This is a genomic window from Klebsiella sp. 1SOBk10mer, assembly GCF_046602535.1.
Lineage (GTDB): Bacteria > Pseudomonadota > Gammaproteobacteria > Enterobacterales > Enterobacteriaceae > Klebsiella > Klebsiella quasipneumoniae.
On record NZ_JBKIUP010000020.1, the window covers coordinates 12302 to 28030 of the forward strand.

The window sequence follows — 15729 nt, forward strand, 5'->3', positions numbered from 1 at the left end:
CAAAATTAAGCGCGGGCCCTCCTGGCCCGGATGGCTTCCTTGCCTGATGTTTGCCTTACTCGTACTGCACTTTGAAGGTGGCGTCAGCGTTCGCGATACCGGCGGTCGCGGCGCCAGTGGCGTAGTAACGCGCCTGGAACGGAATGATGTTGGTGCCGTCATTCAGCGTGGTGGCTGCGCTGAAGGTGGCGCCGTCCAGCGCCAGCGGCGTGCCGGTGTTGTCGAGGATCTGCACGCCGACGTTGGTCGCGCTGCCGGCGGCAGAGTTTTGCAGCGCCAGAACGGTGGTATTGCTGCTGTCGATGGCCGTACCGGCGAAGGCGACGGACGCTTTGGTTGCTACCGTGGTGTCGCAATCATCCAGCTGAATGTTGAAACCAACGGACGAACTGGTGCTCCCCGCCGTGGCCAGCTTCGCGGAACGCACCTGGCCCAACTGGACGGTTTGATCGATAGAGCCGGCATCCACCGCACAGGCCGCGTTAACGACTTCCCCTTTAAAATGGACGGTCCCGCCGTTAACCGTGGTGGTATCGGCCAGGGCCGCCGCGGAGCTCAGAGACAGGGCTGACACAACAATCATTGCCAGTGTTTTGATTTTCATACTGTTTTCCTTTGAACGATGTCGAAATAACGAACCGGATTGGCAGCCGTTGTGCCTTCCAGGCATTTCAGATTTCAGCCGAGTGGTCTGGCTGCCGGCTCTCCACAGTTTTCGCCCAACCGATGAGACAATTGGGGCCATTTTGACTCGTTGAGATAAACGATCTGTTCGTTGTTTAATCTTGCCTGTTTTTCGGTATTAAAATCTGTTTAATGTGGTTTTATTGGTTATTTAATCTGGTGATGTTAGCGAGAGTGCGAAAGGAAGAGAGATACCGCTGGCGAAGGCGCGCCAATGCAACGGGAGGACAGGGTGGGGAAAAGTGCGTAATTCACGCTTTAAAAATATATTAAAAACATGTAGTTAATAATTTTTCTGCAGAAATATGGCGTGGTGAGTTGCAAAATATGTCAAAACATTTTTATGATATAAACAGTTTGGCCCCAATTGACCTGTTCACGGTTTATTTTTTTAATTAAATTCAATCAGTTGTATCAACTCCCGATTCTGCAATGCTTTCTCCAATAAGATTATTTCTTTCCCATATTCCAGCGAAACGCGCCGCATTGCTGGCGGTGTAGCGTACCGTGTGTCGAATATTACGATGACCGAGGTAATCCTGGATCAAACGGGTATCTGTACCTCTTTCCGCCAGTTCGTAGCCGCAGGCGTGACGCAGCATATGGGGGTGGGTCTGCGTCACGGTACCCGCCTTTTCCCCGGCGGAGCGAATAATACGATACGCCTGCTGGCGTGAGAGCGGGGTCCCGCGACGGGAGATAAAAAGCGCGTCGGTTTTGGCCGCCGCTTTCCAGCCGGCGCGGACCTGACTCCAGCGCTCAATGGCCTCACGTTCATCAAAGCGCAGCGGGTGAATAGTTGAAAAACCGTTCTTCAACCGCCGCACATTGACCCGGCCTTCCCGTAGATCCAGATCGTGATAGTGCAGATCCAGCAGTTCGCTGATGCGCATCCCGTGGCGAAAGGCGAGAAGGATGAGGCAGTAGTCCCGCTCGCCGGTGGCGCCCTGACGCGCGGCCTGCATCATAGCCTGAACTTCTTTGGCGGTAAGAAAACGACGTCGGTTCACAATAATTACTCCTGAAAAAGAGGTGAGGGGTCGTCATGGCGAAACCATACGCCATGACGGAAAAGATCCGCAATGTAAGAACGGTACAAGGTGAAGGCGATTAACCACGTATAGATAGCATATTATATTTACAGCCAGTCAAAATATCGCCTGGCGATAATTCTTAATTTTAGAGATTTTAAGCAAGGTCACAATAGATCTGCTCGGGTTTTATAGCATGTGCATAAAATAAAAGGGATTTTTCACTCGGTAGATTTTAAAAAATAGCGGGGTGGATTTTTAGCCAACAATAAAGAATCACGGCAAAACCGGAATTAATACAGGGTCAATTTAACGATGAGATCGCAGGATTAAATAAGAACTTGCGGGAACAGTAATCATAATTAACTGAGGGTTAATTTATTGCTATTTAATTTCCCCGCAACGCGGTACAACGCCATCCGTGGCGTCAGGCTTACTGAAGCAGCGACAGGCGCTGTTTGTCGCGCGTATTGTCCCAGATACCATAGAAGCGTCCCGCGTTGCTGGCGGTATACCAGACGGTATGCCGAATATTGCGGTGTCCGAGATAGTCCTGGATCAGACGGGTATCGATACCCATATTGGCCAGCGCAAAGCCACAGGAGTGGCGCAGCATGTGCGGGTGGATCTCCAGCGGCAATCCCGCCTGGTCGCCAGAGGAGGCGATAATTTGATAAAACTGCTGGCGGGAAAGGGGATTGCCTTTGCGGGAGAGAAACAGCCACTCGCTGGCGGCCTGCGGCCAGGTGTTGCGAATGGCCAGCCAGCGCTTTAGGGCGTGGATCTCTTTATTCAGCAAAGGGTGGGTGGTCGAAAACCCCTTTTTTAGCCGATGGATATAAACGCAGCGGGAAGCAAGGTCGATATCGGATATTCTCAGGCGACAGATCTCGCTGGCGCGCAGACCATGGATGAAGCACAGCAGCGTCAGGCAATAATTACGTGCGGCATAGGGACCGCTATCGGCGGCTTTAAGTAGTGACTCGATTTCATTCTGAGTCAGGAAGTTCCTTTTTTTAATCTCGGCGTTATTCGTCATAGTGTTCCCTTTTATGGCAGGCAAATATTACGCTTTCCAGGCCTGCGTCAGGTCATTGTTAAATGCGACTGCCTTTTTATTTTTAAACAGCGTGCTGATAACGTTTTTATTTGCTACGGGAGCATGCGGTATCATGGGCTATCGCCATCCCCAGCGATAAGACGCCGTATGCTGAAGGGTAAAGAAAGGGTTAGCTGGTTGAACTGGCGAATCTTTCCTGGAGGTTTCCACGTCCTGTACATCCCTGATCCTCTTGATGATGCCCGCTTGATGATGGAGGCACTGGCTTCCGGCCACGGCAAGGCGGCCATCAATGCCGTCATGATTTATTTCCCGGCAGTTGGGGCGGCACGGCGTCAGCCAGCCGGCCTCCCGTATCTCAGCGACGGGAATGGCATGAGTAATTTCTCAGACAGAATACAACCTTGAACCGTCTGGATAGCATTCACTGCAAAACTACAACAGAGATTAAACCATACTGCAAAAAGCCTGGGGATAATAGCCATTGTCTCTGTGAGGGCACTTTACGTCTTATTTAACGGGTTGAGCTTAATCTTAATGGTGCTGTGGGAGCGCGGGCGGTAATCGGCGGAAGCGGTGATATCAGGCGGTGGGTATAAGAGAGGCATAGGCTGCAGACTGGTGTGGGTAATATTCTGCTGCGAGCTAAGAATAAAGAGCAGGTAGGGGACAGACGCGACGGTCCGGCGTCGCAGGCGGTGTTAAAGGCTCCGGTGGCAGAAGTCCGCGATCTGATATCCACCGGAGCAGGCTGACTTACCATTTTTCGTCGCGGGCTTCCTGACGACCTTCGCGGCGGTTTTCCCGCTTATCGTGACGGCAGCTGGCGTTGCTTTGATTATTATTTCTGACGCACTCTTGCTTGGTTTCACGGCCCTGCTCGCGGCTATCCTGGCGGATATCGCGAGCGTCCTGGCGCTGGTCGCTGCGCCAGGTCGCCTGCGCCGAAAGCGAGGGCGTCAGCAGCGCGACGCACGCCAGGGCGAGTAAGCATCTTTTCATGGGGGTGGTCCTGTTAATGAATATATTAAATTAATAGCAGTTAATGAATATTCGTGCCTGATGCGCAGGATGATAAAGTACAAAAAGTGCCAGGATAGCGATAACTGATTTATTTTTATCTTTTTTAGGTGTGTAACGATTGCTCTAATATGTTATGCAGGGCGTCAACAGCAAAAACAAACGTCTGTGGTATGCTGAAAATATGAAAATGCTTTGTGCAAAGGTAGGGCAGAGGGTAGGTGTAGGAGCCCGCTGATGCTGATAATGCGGAGCCTTGTGACCTTAAGCATTGACGAGAAAAATCCGACAAATTATCCAGGCACTATTGTTCGCCGGGCATGAGATTGTCGTCTGGCGGTTGATCTCTTTTCACCATGGCTTACCGATGATGATACCGACTTCGCAACGCGACTGGCGCCTGCTGGCCGCCGGCATCACCTTGCACAGCCACTGGAGCGACTTCCTCCAGTGGTGCCTCGCCACGCAAATTACCTTGCATCGCTATCTGGTGATGTACCTTCTGCTGCTGAACAACCATCAGTACAGCGGCGGCGTCTGGCTGCTGGTGGGCGCTTTTCTCTACGGCGTGCTCCACGCTATCGGACCGGGCCACGGCAAGTTTATCGTCACCACTTACCTGAGCACCAATCAGGAGAGCCTGACCGCGGCGCGGGTGGTGCCTTTTCTCGGCAGCCTGCTGCAGGGCGTCAGCGCCATCCTGTTTGTCTTTATTCTCGCGGTGGGGCTGAATCTGGCCGCTGGCGATCTCAGCGCCAGCCGCTGGTACGTCGAGAAGATCAGCGCCCTGACCATCGCCGCCTTTGGGGTTTACGTTATCTGTCGTGCGCTGCAGAGCCTGCTGCCGGGTAAAAGGAGAATACGCGCCCTGAGGCCGGCGCATCAGCATGATGCCTCGTGCGGCTGCGGGCACCACGGCGTGGGACACGACCTGCAGGGCGCCGACTGGAAGACACGCCTGGGCGTGGTGCTGGCCATCGGCGCCCGGCCCTGCAGCGGAGCGATTATGATCCTGCTGTTCGCCAACGCGCTGGGGATCGTCAGCTGGGGCATCGCCGCGGTGATGACCATGGCGCTGGGCACCGCGCTGTCGATCCTTGGTCTGTCGCTGGCGGTGCACTATGCCCGTCACCGTACCGTCAACCGGCTGACGGCGACCAGCCGTCCGCGGCCCTGGCTGGTGCCGCTGGTGAAGATCCTCGGCGGGCTGGCGCTGATCCTCTTTGCCGCGGGATTGTTTTTCACCGTGGTGCCGATCAGCGCTAACGGCGACTTTATCGCCGCCGGCTGTTAACGGCTCTCCAGCAGGCGCATCAATACCCGCAGCGCCTGATCCAGCTGCTGGCGCTCGCCATCGCTGAGCCCCGCCAGCAGCTGCCGTTCATTATCGACATGGGTCTCCACCGCTTCATCGATGCGTTCACGTCCGGCGGGCGTCAGGGCGACCAGCATACTGCGGGCGTCTTCCGGATTGGGCAGGCGGGTAATAAATCCGCGTTTCTCCAGCGCCTTCAGGCGATGAGTCATGGTGCCGGAGGTGATCATCAGCGTGGAGAAGAGCTGGGTAGGCGAAAGAATGAACGGCGCCCCGGCGCGGCGCAGCGTCGCCAGCATGTCAAACTCCCAGCGCACCAGCTCATGGCGTGTAAAAGCCACTTCCACCTGCGGCTCCAGCAGCATGGCGCATCGTTTCAGACGGCCAATTGTCCCCATTGGGCTGCAGTCGAGGTCCGGCCGCTCGCGCTGCCACTGGGCGAGGATCCGATCAACGGCGTCGATCGGCGGTGATTTGTCCATAAGTGCTCACTTGTCTTGATATCAAGATAATTGCGTGTACATACTTGCGGCACCAATTTAACTTGAAGTGAAGATAAAATCATGGCTTTTCTCTCGCGTAGTCTGATGCTCGACCTGCTGCTCACGGCGCTGGCGCCCGCTATCTGGGGGACGACCTACATCGTCACCTCCCAGTTTCTTCCCCCCGACCGGCCGTTTATCGCCGCCCTTCTGAGGGTTTTGCCGGCAGGCATCGCCCTGCTGATCTGGAGCCGCCGCTTTCCACAGCGCGGCGAATGGCTAAAGCTTATCGTTACCGGCATCTTAAATATCGGCGCATTTCAGGCGCTGCTGTTTATCGCCGCCTATCGCTTACCCGGCGGTCTGGCGGCAGTGATTGGCGCGATCCAGCCGCTGCTGGTGATGCTTCTCGCCTGGTGCGTAGACCGGCAGCGCTCGCCCTGGCTGGCGGTATTCTCAGCCCTCGCCGGCATACTCGGTATGGCCATGCTGCTGCTGTCGCCGCGCACCGTCCTCGACCCGCTGGGCATCGGCGCGGCGTTTCTCGGGGCGATCAGTATGGCGCTGGGCACCTGGCTCTCCCGCCGCTGGGCGCTCTCCCTGCCGATCGTCGCGTTAACCGGCTGGCAGCTGGCGATCGGCGGGGTGGTGCTGGCGCCCGTGGCGCTGATCGTTGATCCCCCTTTACATCAGGTGACAGCGCTGCAGGTGGCCGGCTATCTGTGGCTGTGCGTGGCCGGCGCGATGCTGGCCTATGGCCTGTGGTTCCGGGGGATTGGCCGCCTCTCGCCGGTGGCGGTATCGGCAATGAGCCTGCTGAGCCCGGTGACCGCCGTGGTGTTGGGGTGGATTTTCCTTGGCCAAAAGATCCAGGGGATGGCGCTGGTCGGGCTGATCGTGGTGCTGGCGAGCGTGTTGTCTATTCAGCGCGCGCTGGCGCGTCAGGCGGCGGGGGCAAAAACGAAAAAAGCCCCATAACGGGGCTCGACATTGCTGTGTGCGGGGTGGGCGGCGGGAGCCAGACCAGCCGCCCGCAGGCGGCCTGTCCGGCAGCTCCCTCTGCAACCATTCGCTTATTTAGAGAGCTCGGCGGTCATATGGACCTGGTTGCCGGTGTACGCTTCAGTGATGTGGTAGGAAGCGCCTTGTTCTTTCGCAATGGTCGCGATTTTCGCTTCTGCGCTGTCCAGGGTGTCTGCTGTTACGCTCACCGGATGAGCGAAGCTAGCGAAAGAGACCAGGGAGAGCATACCGGCAGCGGCGAGTAATTTTACGTTTTTCATGGTGTTTGTCCTTTTAACTTTTATGGTGGAAAGCGTGTTTGCTTTCGATGGGCTTATAATAAGTCTGCTAACTATAACGCGCGTGGCAAAAAGTGCGATTTAGATCACATTTTTATGGCGGTTTGATGACGGAGATATGAATGTTTCTCTATTTTTTAATTTAAAAACAATGGATTAGTGATTATTTTTTGATGGGAGTATCACGCGGACTGCCTGCGATCAGAATGTAGAATGCGCCTCATTTACGCGGTTACCATTCGTTGTATGAATTAGTTGGGCGGTTTTTAGCCGCCGTTGGGGCGGATTCGGACGATTCGCAATAGCCCTCTGGCGGCCATTTCGGCATGCTGAGACGGCCATTTCTCTCATGCCCTGGCGTTAGGCTTTCCGCGCTGTAAACATCCATCACCCCGTTTTGATCTATCAATAAGCATTTATTAATAGTTATCGATTATCTGTTATATAACTTAATGAAACGTGAACAAATGTATATTTGTCGGCGAATAAATAGCATTCTTTGACGCCGATAGCACCAGCGAACTTATATTTTTAAGTTCGTTACCTGACGCCTTAAATATTGCGGCTCCCGGTCAGTCGAAGATTCTATTAGCAGTGGCATAAATCAGCATCGCCTGATGTTTCTGGTTCTATGCGAATTCACAGTGTGCTCATTGATTCGTAATTCACTCTGACAAGGAAATGGCAATGAAAAAGGTTCTTCTCTCTGCAGCAATGGCAACCGCGTTTTTTGGCATGACTGCTGCCCATGCAGCTGATACCAATGTTGGCGGCGGCCAGGTTAATTTCTTCGGTAAAGTTACCGATGTATCCTGTACTGTTTCTGTTAACGGCCAGGGCAGCAATGCGAACGTTTACCTGTCTCCGGTAACTCTGACTGAAGTTAAAGCGGCAGCAGCGGATACTTACCTGAAACCGAAATCTTTCACCATTGACGTCTCTAACTGCCAGGCTGCTGACGGCACCAAACAGGATGACGTAAGCAAACTGGGCGTAAACTGGACCGGCGGTAACCTGCTGGCTGGCGCTACCAGCAAACAACAGGGCTACCTGGCGAACACCGAAGCTTCCGGTGCTCAGAACATCCAGCTGGTACTGTCTACTGACAACGCTACCGCGCTGACCAACAAAATCATCCCGGGTGACAGCACTCAGCCGAAAGCGAAAGGCGACGCTTCCGCTGTCGCTGATGGCGCGCGTTTCACCTACTACGTAGGCTACGCCACCAGCGCGCCGACCACTGTGACCACTGGTGTGGTTAACAGCTACGCGACTTACGAAATTACTTACCAGTAATTCCGTCAGAAAATAAAACTGCCCCGCGATGGGGCAGTTAATAACAATAATAAAGCGGCGATGACCGCCGCTTGTATTTTTATTCTGAGGTCAGCATGAAGCGTATTGCCCTTTTTTTCTGTTTCATTTTTAGTTTTGCGGCCCACGCCAACAATATTATTGTTAACGGTACCCGCTTTATTTATCCAGGAAATGAAAAAGAAATAACGGTACAGCTTTCAAATAACGCCGACCGTCCGGCGCTGGCGCAGGCCTGGCTGGATAACGGCGATGCCGATGCCACTCCGGATACCATCACCACCCCGTTTATTATCACCCCGCCGATTTCGCGCGTTGACGCCAAGAGCGGCCAGACGCTGCGTATTAAGCTCGGCAGCAGCGCCGGTCTGGCGAAAGATAAAGAGACGCTGTGGTGGCTGAATCTGTTGGAAATTCCGCCGGTGGTGGCCAATCAGAAAAATGAAGGCCAGAACGTGCTGCAGCTGGCGATCCGTTCGCGCTTTAAATTTATTTATCGTCCTGCCGGACTGGGCAACCGCGATGCGGCGGCCGAGAAGCTGACCCTGACCGCCAGCGGCAGTAGTCTCGCCATCAGCAACCCGACGCCGTTCTACATTACCGTCAGCCGTATTTCCCGCGACGGCGGTAAAGCCCTGAACAGCAAAACCGTGATGCTGGCGCCGCAGTCCAGCCAGACGGTGGCGCTTTCCTCCGCCGTCAACCGCGGCGAAACCCTGACCGTTAACAACATTAATGACTATGGCGCCGATGTCGCAGTGAAAGTGGCCGTTAAATAAGGGAAAAGCTAATGAAGCAGAGGTCATTCTGCCCGGGAAGATTAAGCACCGCGATCGCCATCGCGCTGTGCTGCTTTCCGCCATTTTCCAGCGGACAGGAAAACCCGGGAACGGTATATCAATTTAACGACGGCTTTATTGTCGGCAGTCGCGAAAAGGTCGACCTGTCACGCTTCTCGACCAGCGCGATTACCGAAGGCACTTACTCCCTTGACGTCTACACCAACGACGAATGGAAAGGGCGCTACGATCTGCGCATCGCGCGCGACAAAGACGGTAACCTTGGGGTCTGCTACACCAAAGCGATGCTGACGCAGTACGGCATCGCGGCGGAAAAGCTCAATCCGCAGCTGAGCGAACAGGAAGGCTACTGCGGTAGCCTCAAATCCTGGCGCAACGAAGACAACGTCAAAGACAACCTGGTCCAGTCCTCCCTGCGGTTGAACATTTCGGTGCCGCAGATCTATGAAGATCAACGCCTGAAAAACTATGTCAGCCCGGAGTTCTGGGACAAAGGCATTACCGCGCTTAATCTTGGCTGGATGGCCAACGCCTGGAACAGCCACACCTCTTCGGTCGGCGGGTCGGATAACAGCAGCGCCTACCTTGGCGTCAATGCCGGCCTGTCGTGGGACGGCTGGCTGCTGAAGCATATCGGTAACCTGAACTGGCAGCAGCAGCAGGGTAAAGCGCACTGGAACAGCAACCAGACCTATCTCCAGCGGCCGATCCCGCAGATCAACTCCATTGTCAGCGGTGGGCAGATCTTTACCAATGGTGAATTTTTCGACACCATCGGTCTGCGTGGGGTTAATCTTTCCACCGATGACAATATGTTCCCGGACGGCATGCGCTCCTATGCCCCGGAAATTCGCGGCGTGGCGCAGAGCAACGCCCTCGTCACCGTGCGCCAGGGCAGCAACATTATCTATCAGACCACCGTTCCGCCGGGGCCGTTTACCCTGCAGGATGTCTATCCATCCGGCTATGGCAGCGATCTTGAGGTTTCGGTAAAAGAGGCGGATGGCTCGGTGGAAGTGTTCAGCGTGCCTTACGCCTCCGTTGCTCAGCTGCTGCGTCCGGGCATGACCCGCTACGCGCTCTCCGCCGGTAAAGTGGACGACAGCGGGCTGCGCAATAAGCCGATGCTCTATCAGGCGACCTGGCAGCACGGGATCAATAACCTGCTGACCGGCTACACCGGGGTCACCGGCTTTGACGACTATCAGGCCTTCCTGGTGGGCACCGGGATGAACACCGGGATCGGCGCCCTCTCTTTTGACGTCACCCATTCTCGGCTGAAAAGCGATAGCCATGATGACTCGGGGCAGAGCTATCGCGCCACCTTTAACCGCATGTTCACCGATACCCAGACCAGCATCGTGCTGGCGGCGTATCGCTACTCGACGAAAGGTTATTACAACCTCAACGACGCGCTGTACGCCGTCGATCAGGAAAAAAACAGCCGCAGCAACTACACCCTCTGGCGGCAAAAAAACGGCATGACCTTCACGGTAAACCAGAACCTGCCTGACGGCTGGGGCGGGTTTTATCTCAGCGGTCGTATTTCCGATTACTGGAACCGCTCCGGGACCGAGAAGCAGTATCAGGTCAGCTATAACAATTCGTTTGGTCGTCTCTCCTGGTCGGCGAGCGCCCAGCGCGTCTATACCCCGGACAGCTCCGGCCATCGCCGCGACGATCGCATTTCACTCAACTTCAGCTACCCGCTGTGGTTTGGCGACAACCGCACCGCCAACCTGACGTCGAACACCTCGTTCAACAACTCGCGCTTTGCCAGCTCGCAGATTGGTATCAACGGTTCGCTGGACAGTGAAAACAACCTTAACTACGGCGTGTCGACCACCACCGCCACCGGCGGTCAGCATGATGTGGCGCTCAACGGCAGCTACCGTACGCCATGGACCACCCTCAACGGCAGCTACAGCCAGGGCGAAGGCTATCGTCAGAGCGGCATTGGCGCCAGCGGGACGATGATCGCCCACAGCGGCGGCGTGGTGCTCTCACCGGAAAGCGGCTCGACGATGGCGCTGATTGAAGCCAAAGACGCGGCCGGCGCTATGCTCCCGGGATCGCCGGGCACCCGCGTGGACAGCAATGGTTACGCCATCCTGCCGTATCTGCGCCCGTACCGAATTAACGCCGTCGAGATCGACCCGAAAGGCAGCCATGACGACGTGGCCTTCGATCGCACCGTGGCGCAGGTTGTGCCGTGGGAAGGCAGCGTGGTTAAGGTGGCGTTTGGCACCACGGTGCAGAACAACCTCACCCTGCAGGCGCGCCAGGCGAACCATGAGCCGCTGCCGTTTGCGGCGAGTATTTTCTCCCCCGACGGCAAGGAGATCGGCGTCGTCGGTCAGGGCAGCATGATGTTTATCAGCGATGCGAACGCCAAACGCGCGATTGTGAAGTGGAGCGGCGGGCAGTGTTCGGTGGATCTGGGACAGCAAACAACAAAGGATAGCGTATGTCGCTGAGGAAATTACTGACGCTTTTTATCGTCTTGATGGCGCTGGGCACCACCTCGTCCTGGGCCGTCTGTACGCGCCTTTCTTCGCCAACGGTGATGCTGGACATGGTGGTGGGCAGGGTGGTGGTGCCCCCGGATCTGCCGGTGGGTTCGGTGATCCTCACCCGCGACTGGACGATGAGCGCCCCCGGCGGGGCGAGCTATCGCTGTACCTCCGGCACCAACCGCTTCGCGGCGAAGATCGTGTCGCCAGGGGCCACGGACCTGGGGAATAAAATTTATTCCACCAACGTGCCGGGAATTGGTATGCGTTTCAGCCGCGGTGGCGCGACGGTGAATATCGTCTATCCCGACGTCTATTCGTCCCGAGTGTATAACACCACCAACTATTCCCTTGAAGGATCACGTTTTACGCTGGAGATTATCAAAACTGCGGCAACCACCGGCAGCGGTACCCTCGCGGCGGGAAAATACACCTCCTACGACTGGGAGAGCGGCGGCAACCCGATCCTCGAAACCTATCTGAGCGCCAACGCGATCACCGTGGTCTCGCCCTCCTGTTCGGTATTGAGTGGGAAAAATATGAATGTTGATGTGGGCGCCATCAGACGTACTGACCTGAAAGGGGTTGGCACCACCGCGGGCGGGAAGGATTTTAATATTGAGCTGCAGTGCAGCGGCGGCCTGAGTGAAACGGGATATGCCAACATCAGCACCTCTTTCTCCGGCACCCTGGCTACCAGCACCACCGCCACCATGGGCGCCTTGCTGAATGAAAAGGCCGGCAGCGGGATGGCGAAAGGCGTCGGCATCCAGGTGCTGAAGGATGGATCCCCGCTGCAGTTTAATAAGAAATATACCGTTGGCCGCTTGAATAATCAGGAGACCCGCTACATCACCATACCGCTGCACGCGCGCTTTTATCAGTATGGCCCGACGACCAGCACCGGTGAGGTGGAGTCGCATATGATCTTTAACCTGACGTACGATTAATACGGGAGGGGGAATGAAGGGATTGCCGAAACATACTATCGCGTGGCTGCTGCTCTGCGGCAGCCTCGCCGTCCCCTCGGCGTGGGGTTTCGAGACTAATTACGACCGCGGACGGGTCGATTTTGCCGGGCGGGTGACGGATATCTCCTGCAGCGTCGCGCTCAATGGCGGCCAGAATGCCGGCAGCGGCAACGTCTGGCTGGCGCCGGTCAGCCTGGCGGAAGTGCACGATCGCGGGGCCGGCGCGTTTATGAAGCCGCAGCCTTTTACCCTGGCGCTGTCAAACTGCCAGCTACGTCATGACGGCGGCGCCGCTTCGCAGGACGAGGTGCGGCGGGTCAGCGTTCGCTGGATCGACGGTTTTTTACTGACGGCGGTCGGCAATGAGAACGCGGGCTATCTGGCTAATACCTTGCCAGACGGCGCGCAGAATATTTATCTGGCGCTGTCGACCAATGATAATAATACGCTGGATAAGAGTAATAAAATTGTCCCTGCGGATCCGCAGCAAAATCAGGTGCATTTACAGGAAAACGCGGTCAGCGGCGGCCTGTTCACCTATTATGTGGGCTACGTTTCGCCGACCCCGAAAAGCGCCACCAGCGGGCCAATTACCAGCTGGGCAACGTGGGAATTAGTTTATAATTAAGCGGGACGAAAAAGCCGGGCAAGCCCGGCTTTTTTATATGCCAATATCGTCGGCAACCAGTTGCTCAATGCTGACTTCCTGCCAGTAATGCCCCTGAATAGCAAACCACTCCATACCCTGCAGCCATTTTTTATGGGCTTCGCTTTCCACGCCTTCAATAATCACGTTGTGATGATTGCGGGATAAAAAGGTGACCAGCGCATCCATCAGCTGACGGCCGGACTCTTTGCGCATCAGATGCCAGAAAAAATCTTTATCAATTTTGACATAGTCAAAATGATAACCGCTGATGGCGTTAATCCCCGCGTAGCCAGAGCCGAAGTCATCGAGCCACAGCGAGGTATCCTGCGGGCTTTGCCAGGCGGCCAGGGAATTATTCAGAAGTTTCTCGGCGTTTTCGGTCACTTCAAAATGGACGCAGGTCAGGGCGGCGATTTTCTCTTTTATTTCCTTCTGGCGCAGCAGAGTCAGGATATGGTCATCAACGTTAATGGTAGCGGAAATATGGTTACGTAAAAACCATGCTTTATGCTGTTCAATCAACCCCAGTTGCTCGAGAAAAATACGTTCACGAACTGCCGCGGTGGCATGGCGGAAAAAATATTCTGGCGAAACGGGAAGATTATCGAAGCGGCTTAAGCATTCAACCGCGACTAAGGTACCTTGTGGGGAAAACATTTTCTGAAAGACGTAGCGTACAGCGATATCATTACGAGATAAAATGTTGTCTTCGAATATTTTAGTGTTCATTATCCCTCTTCACGAGGTTAGTCAGACAATAAGCAGAGGATAGGTTAATTATAGGCTACCTGATGATTAATGGGAATGGCAGGAAATGTAAATCAACAACGAATAAGTACGCTTTATCCGCTATTGATTTACCTCTGCGTAATTTAGCATTGATGGAGGGCGGCAATACGCTGGTTCATCGTGCGGGAATTATCAATGCCCAGCTTTTGCATGATATGGATTCGATGGCTGTGGACCGTTTTATGGGCAATGCCGAGCAGGGCGGCAATCCGCTTATTATTATTGTTGGCAATCAGCAGCTCGAGGATCTGGCACTCCCGCGGCGACAGTTGTTTGCGCAATCGTCGCGGCGGTTGTTCGCTGGCGCCCTTCGCCCGCTGGATAATAGAAGCAAACATAGATAGCGGCGATTTTTCACTAATAATCATGGCATTATCGACGGTTATTAACTCTCTGCACAGTCCGGCAATGTCGCTTTTTATCATCAGCACCGGCTGCTGGCAGCGTTGCAGGGAAAGGCGGAGCGCATTCAATAGATCAACGATTCTGATGGCAGAAATATCCTTATTGATTAAATTGAAAATAACCGTTTGGGCCTCAGGCAGCTGTTTCCCATGGATGACTTCGTCATAGCCAAAACGGGTGGCGTTTTCATGACTATCAATAAGGTAGTGATAGATTGAGTGACCAATGAGATTATCATTGGTGTACAGCAATATACTTTCCAAGGGTATCAGATTCTCTTTTTTCGCTTGGCTTCTAAGATCAGGTCCAGCAGAATTTTCTCTATTCTGCGCTGGTCGTCGAGATGGCGGAACTTAAACTGGCAGGATATCTGATAGTAGCTTTCGCTCTCTTCATTAGGGTCATCAAGGGTGATAATAATGACATTCTTTACCACCAGGTCGATGGTGATCTCGCCATATTCCGCCAGCATCAGTACGGCGTTTTTCAGCAATGCGTTATGACTGAGGAATTTCAGATTCGGCGTTTTGGTCATCAGTGCGCAACCGCCGTCTGAAATGTCCTTGATGTCGAAAAGATAGTTTTCGCCATTTTTATGGCGACCGCGGCAATAAAAATCATGCTCGTGGCGTAAACGAAAGCGGGGATCGCGGCGACGCTGCACCACCTGCAGGCATTCAGGCAAGGAAAAGGCGTAGCGGATACCTTTATCGACACCGCTATTGTCATGTTTTGTCAGGGCCGCATTAAACTCTATTTTCCCTGAATCGCTATGCAGGAGAAAGCGAATTTTATGCCCGGGCGGGATTTTGCGATGGGTCTGAATATGGAACTCGGCAAAGTCCACGCGCGTCAGTTGGGTTATGATACTGGTGTTGTTAAAAAATATTTCAATTTCAGTACGTTTGCGCAACTCCTCTCTGAAAATAGCAATAATTTCATACTTACTGGTCTTTATCGTTCCCTCTGTCATGTGCATCCCTTGTAAATAGTTGTCGTGAGGCGTTTGATTTTTCTTATAGCAATAGCAACATTCTGATTGGGTTAATCAGATGTTTTTATGAGCGTTTGATGTTATTGACTATCTTTGCAGCCAGATTGATATGTATAAACTTGGAATTCGATATTGTGTTTCCTGTAATCAAGCGTTTCAAATTTTGGTCATGACAAAAACGACAACGGCCTCCAAGCTGGAGACCGGTCGAAGGATAAAAAACTTAAGTTTAATTAACGGGGATAATGAGAGAACGATCGTCGATCACGCCCCATTTGTAGGATCTATAGGGCTTTGTTGAATAAATCGAACTTTTGCTGAGTTGAAGGATCAGATCACGCATCTTCCCGACAACGCAGACCGTTCCGTGGCAAAGCAAAAGTTCAAAATCACCAACTGGC

18 protein-coding genes are annotated in these 15729 nt (G+C 54.1%); 9 read left to right on the top strand and 9 right to left on the bottom strand.

All coding sequences use genetic code 11. The annotated features are described in order from the left end of the window. Window positions 1-55 precede the first annotated feature (55 nt). The 3 genes from fimA to fimB form a co-directional block, all read right to left on the bottom strand. The gene (gene fimA, locus ACLH1I_RS25030) at window positions 56-604 is read right to left on the bottom strand and encodes a type 1 fimbrial major subunit FimA (protein WP_004205364.1); all 549 of its coding nucleotides are present in this window, start codon (window positions 602-604) and stop codon (window positions 56-58) included. A gap of 481 nt (window positions 605-1085) precedes the next feature. Next, a complete protein-coding gene (gene fimE, locus ACLH1I_RS25035; RefSeq protein ID WP_004205365.1) occupies window positions 1086-1694 on the bottom strand; it encodes a type 1 fimbria switch DNA invertase FimE in 609 nt (202 codons plus the stop codon). A 454-nt stretch (window positions 1695-2148) separates the two neighbouring features. Then, a complete protein-coding gene (fimB, locus tag ACLH1I_RS25040) occupies window positions 2149-2754 on the bottom strand; it encodes a type 1 fimbria switch DNA invertase FimB (protein WP_004205366.1) in 606 nt (201 codons plus the stop codon). A 168-nt stretch (window positions 2755-2922) separates the two neighbouring features. Between fimB and ACLH1I_RS25045 the strand changes: the two genes are divergently transcribed. Further along, window positions 2923-3183: a hypothetical protein gene (locus ACLH1I_RS25045; protein WP_017899261.1), complete on the top strand. Its 261-nt coding sequence runs from the start codon at window positions 2923-2925 to the stop codon at window positions 3181-3183. Window positions 3184-3531: 348 nt separating this feature from the next. On the opposite strand, the gene ACLH1I_RS25050 is transcribed toward ACLH1I_RS25045, so the two are convergent. Then, on the bottom strand, window positions 3532-3777 hold the full coding sequence (locus ACLH1I_RS25050; protein ID WP_043520897.1) for a hypothetical protein: 246 nt from the start codon (window positions 3775-3777) through the stop codon (window positions 3532-3534). A gap of 385 nt (window positions 3778-4162) precedes the next feature. Here ACLH1I_RS25050 and ACLH1I_RS25055 point away from each other — a divergent pair, with 385 nt between their 5' ends. Continuing rightward, complete coding sequence (locus ACLH1I_RS25055; protein ID WP_198080226.1) at window positions 4163-5089, top strand: nickel/cobalt transporter; 927 nt, start codon at window positions 4163-4165, stop codon at window positions 5087-5089. Here the strand turns inward: ACLH1I_RS25055 and ACLH1I_RS25060 are convergent. Next, window positions 5086-5592: a MarR family winged helix-turn-helix transcriptional regulator gene (locus tag ACLH1I_RS25060; protein ID WP_062914418.1), complete on the bottom strand. Its 507-nt coding sequence runs from the start codon at window positions 5590-5592 to the stop codon at window positions 5086-5088. The two genes, ACLH1I_RS25055 and ACLH1I_RS25060, sit on opposite strands and share 4 nt — an antisense overlap. A gap of 81 nt (window positions 5593-5673) precedes the next feature. Between ACLH1I_RS25060 and ACLH1I_RS25065 the strand changes: the two genes are divergently transcribed. Next, the gene (locus ACLH1I_RS25065) at window positions 5674-6570 is read left to right on the top strand and encodes an EamA family transporter (RefSeq protein ID WP_004205382.1); all 897 of its coding nucleotides are present in this window, start codon (window positions 5674-5676) and stop codon (window positions 6568-6570) included. Window positions 6571-6665: 95 nt separating this feature from the next. Here ACLH1I_RS25065 and ACLH1I_RS25070 read toward each other — a convergent pair whose 3' ends face one another. Next, on the bottom strand, window positions 6666-6875 hold the full coding sequence (locus ACLH1I_RS25070; protein WP_002916131.1) for a DUF1471 domain-containing protein: 210 nt from the start codon (window positions 6873-6875) through the stop codon (window positions 6666-6668). A gap of 705 nt (window positions 6876-7580) precedes the next feature. Here ACLH1I_RS25070 and mrkA point away from each other — a divergent pair. The 5 genes from mrkA (at window position 7581) to mrkF (ending at window position 13119) form a co-directional block, all read left to right on the top strand. Next, window positions 7581-8189: a type 3 fimbria major subunit MrkA gene (gene mrkA / locus ACLH1I_RS25075; RefSeq protein WP_071010309.1), complete on the top strand. Its 609-nt coding sequence runs from the start codon at window positions 7581-7583 to the stop codon at window positions 8187-8189. Between the two features lie 95 nt (window positions 8190-8284). Beyond that, a complete protein-coding gene (gene mrkB, locus ACLH1I_RS25080) occupies window positions 8285-8986 on the top strand; it encodes a type 3 fimbria chaperone MrkB (RefSeq protein ID WP_004205383.1) in 702 nt (233 codons plus the stop codon). An 11-nt stretch (window positions 8987-8997) separates the two neighbouring features. Next, window positions 8998-11484 carry a type 3 fimbria usher protein MrkC gene (gene mrkC / locus ACLH1I_RS25085; RefSeq protein ID WP_004205384.1) on the top strand — a complete coding sequence of 829 codons (2487 nt, stop codon included), beginning with the start codon at window positions 8998-9000 and terminating at the stop codon, window positions 11482-11484. Further along, window positions 11475-12470, top strand: coding sequence for a type 3 fimbria adhesin subunit MrkD (gene mrkD / locus ACLH1I_RS25090; protein ID WP_004205385.1), 996 nt, complete (start codon window positions 11475-11477; stop codon window positions 12468-12470). The genes mrkC and mrkD overlap by 10 nt, the downstream gene beginning before the upstream one ends. Window positions 12471-12483: 13 nt before the next feature. Beyond that, a complete protein-coding gene (mrkF, locus tag ACLH1I_RS25095) occupies window positions 12484-13119 on the top strand; it encodes a type 3 fimbria minor subunit MrkF (RefSeq protein WP_032456584.1) in 636 nt (211 codons plus the stop codon). Window positions 13120-13152: 33 nt separating this feature from the next. On the opposite strand, the gene ACLH1I_RS25100 is transcribed toward mrkF, so the two are convergent. The 3 genes from ACLH1I_RS25100 to mrkH all read right to left on the bottom strand — a co-directional run bounded on the left by ACLH1I_RS25100 (window position 13153) and on the right by mrkH (window position 15307). Continuing rightward, a complete protein-coding gene (locus ACLH1I_RS25100) occupies window positions 13153-13869 on the bottom strand; it encodes an EAL domain-containing protein (protein WP_004205387.1) in 717 nt (238 codons plus the stop codon). A gap of 143 nt (window positions 13870-14012) precedes the next feature. Continuing rightward, a complete protein-coding gene (locus ACLH1I_RS25105; RefSeq protein WP_004205389.1) occupies window positions 14013-14585 on the bottom strand; it encodes a LuxR C-terminal-related transcriptional regulator in 573 nt (190 codons plus the stop codon). 17 nt (window positions 14586-14602) lie between these two features. Then, window positions 14603-15307: a transcriptional activator MrkH gene (gene mrkH / locus ACLH1I_RS25110; protein ID WP_004205390.1), complete on the bottom strand. Its 705-nt coding sequence runs from the start codon at window positions 15305-15307 to the stop codon at window positions 14603-14605. Window positions 15308-15650: 343 nt separating this feature from the next. On the opposite strand from mrkH, the gene ACLH1I_RS25115 reads away from it, so the two are divergent. After that, window positions 15651-15729, top strand: a 79-nt coding sequence (locus ACLH1I_RS25115; protein ID WP_223602338.1) for a hypothetical protein, incomplete at its 3' end; no start/stop codon positions are given.

Excerpts from the sequence above, each read along its gene's own strand:
- fimA (WP_004205364.1), bottom strand. The coding sequence starts at position 604 with ATGAAAATCAAAACACTGGCAATGATTGTTGTGTCAGCCCTGTCTCTG.
- fimB (WP_004205366.1), bottom strand. The coding sequence starts at position 2,754 with ATGACGAATAACGCCGAGATTAAAAAAAGGAACTTCCTGACTCAGAAT.
- ACLH1I_RS25045 (WP_017899261.1), top strand. The coding sequence starts at position 2,923 with ATGCTGAAGGGTAAAGAAAGGGTTAGCTGGTTGAACTGGCGAATCTTT.
- ACLH1I_RS25050 (WP_043520897.1), bottom strand. The coding sequence starts at position 3,777 with ATGAAAAGATGCTTACTCGCCCTGGCGTGCGTCGCGCTGCTGACGCCC.
- ACLH1I_RS25055 (WP_198080226.1), top strand. The coding sequence starts at position 4,163 with ATGATGATACCGACTTCGCAACGCGACTGGCGCCTGCTGGCCGCCGGC.
- ACLH1I_RS25060 (WP_062914418.1), bottom strand. The coding sequence starts at position 5,592 with ATGGACAAATCACCGCCGATCGACGCCGTTGATCGGATCCTCGCCCAG.
- ACLH1I_RS25065 (WP_004205382.1), top strand. The coding sequence starts at position 5,674 with ATGGCTTTTCTCTCGCGTAGTCTGATGCTCGACCTGCTGCTCACGGCG.
- ACLH1I_RS25070 (WP_002916131.1), bottom strand. The coding sequence starts at position 6,875 with ATGAAAAACGTAAAATTACTCGCCGCTGCCGGTATGCTCTCCCTGGTC.
- mrkA (WP_071010309.1), top strand. The coding sequence starts at position 7,581 with ATGAAAAAGGTTCTTCTCTCTGCAGCAATGGCAACCGCGTTTTTTGGC.
- mrkB (WP_004205383.1), top strand. The coding sequence starts at position 8,285 with ATGAAGCGTATTGCCCTTTTTTTCTGTTTCATTTTTAGTTTTGCGGCC.
- mrkC (WP_004205384.1), top strand. The coding sequence starts at position 8,998 with ATGAAGCAGAGGTCATTCTGCCCGGGAAGATTAAGCACCGCGATCGCC.
- mrkD (WP_004205385.1), top strand. The coding sequence starts at position 11,475 with ATGTCGCTGAGGAAATTACTGACGCTTTTTATCGTCTTGATGGCGCTG.
- mrkF (WP_032456584.1), top strand. The coding sequence starts at position 12,484 with ATGAAGGGATTGCCGAAACATACTATCGCGTGGCTGCTGCTCTGCGGC.
- ACLH1I_RS25100 (WP_004205387.1), bottom strand. The coding sequence starts at position 13,869 with ATGAACACTAAAATATTCGAAGACAACATTTTATCTCGTAATGATATC.
- mrkH (WP_004205390.1), bottom strand. The coding sequence starts at position 15,307 with ATGACAGAGGGAACGATAAAGACCAGTAAGTATGAAATTATTGCTATT.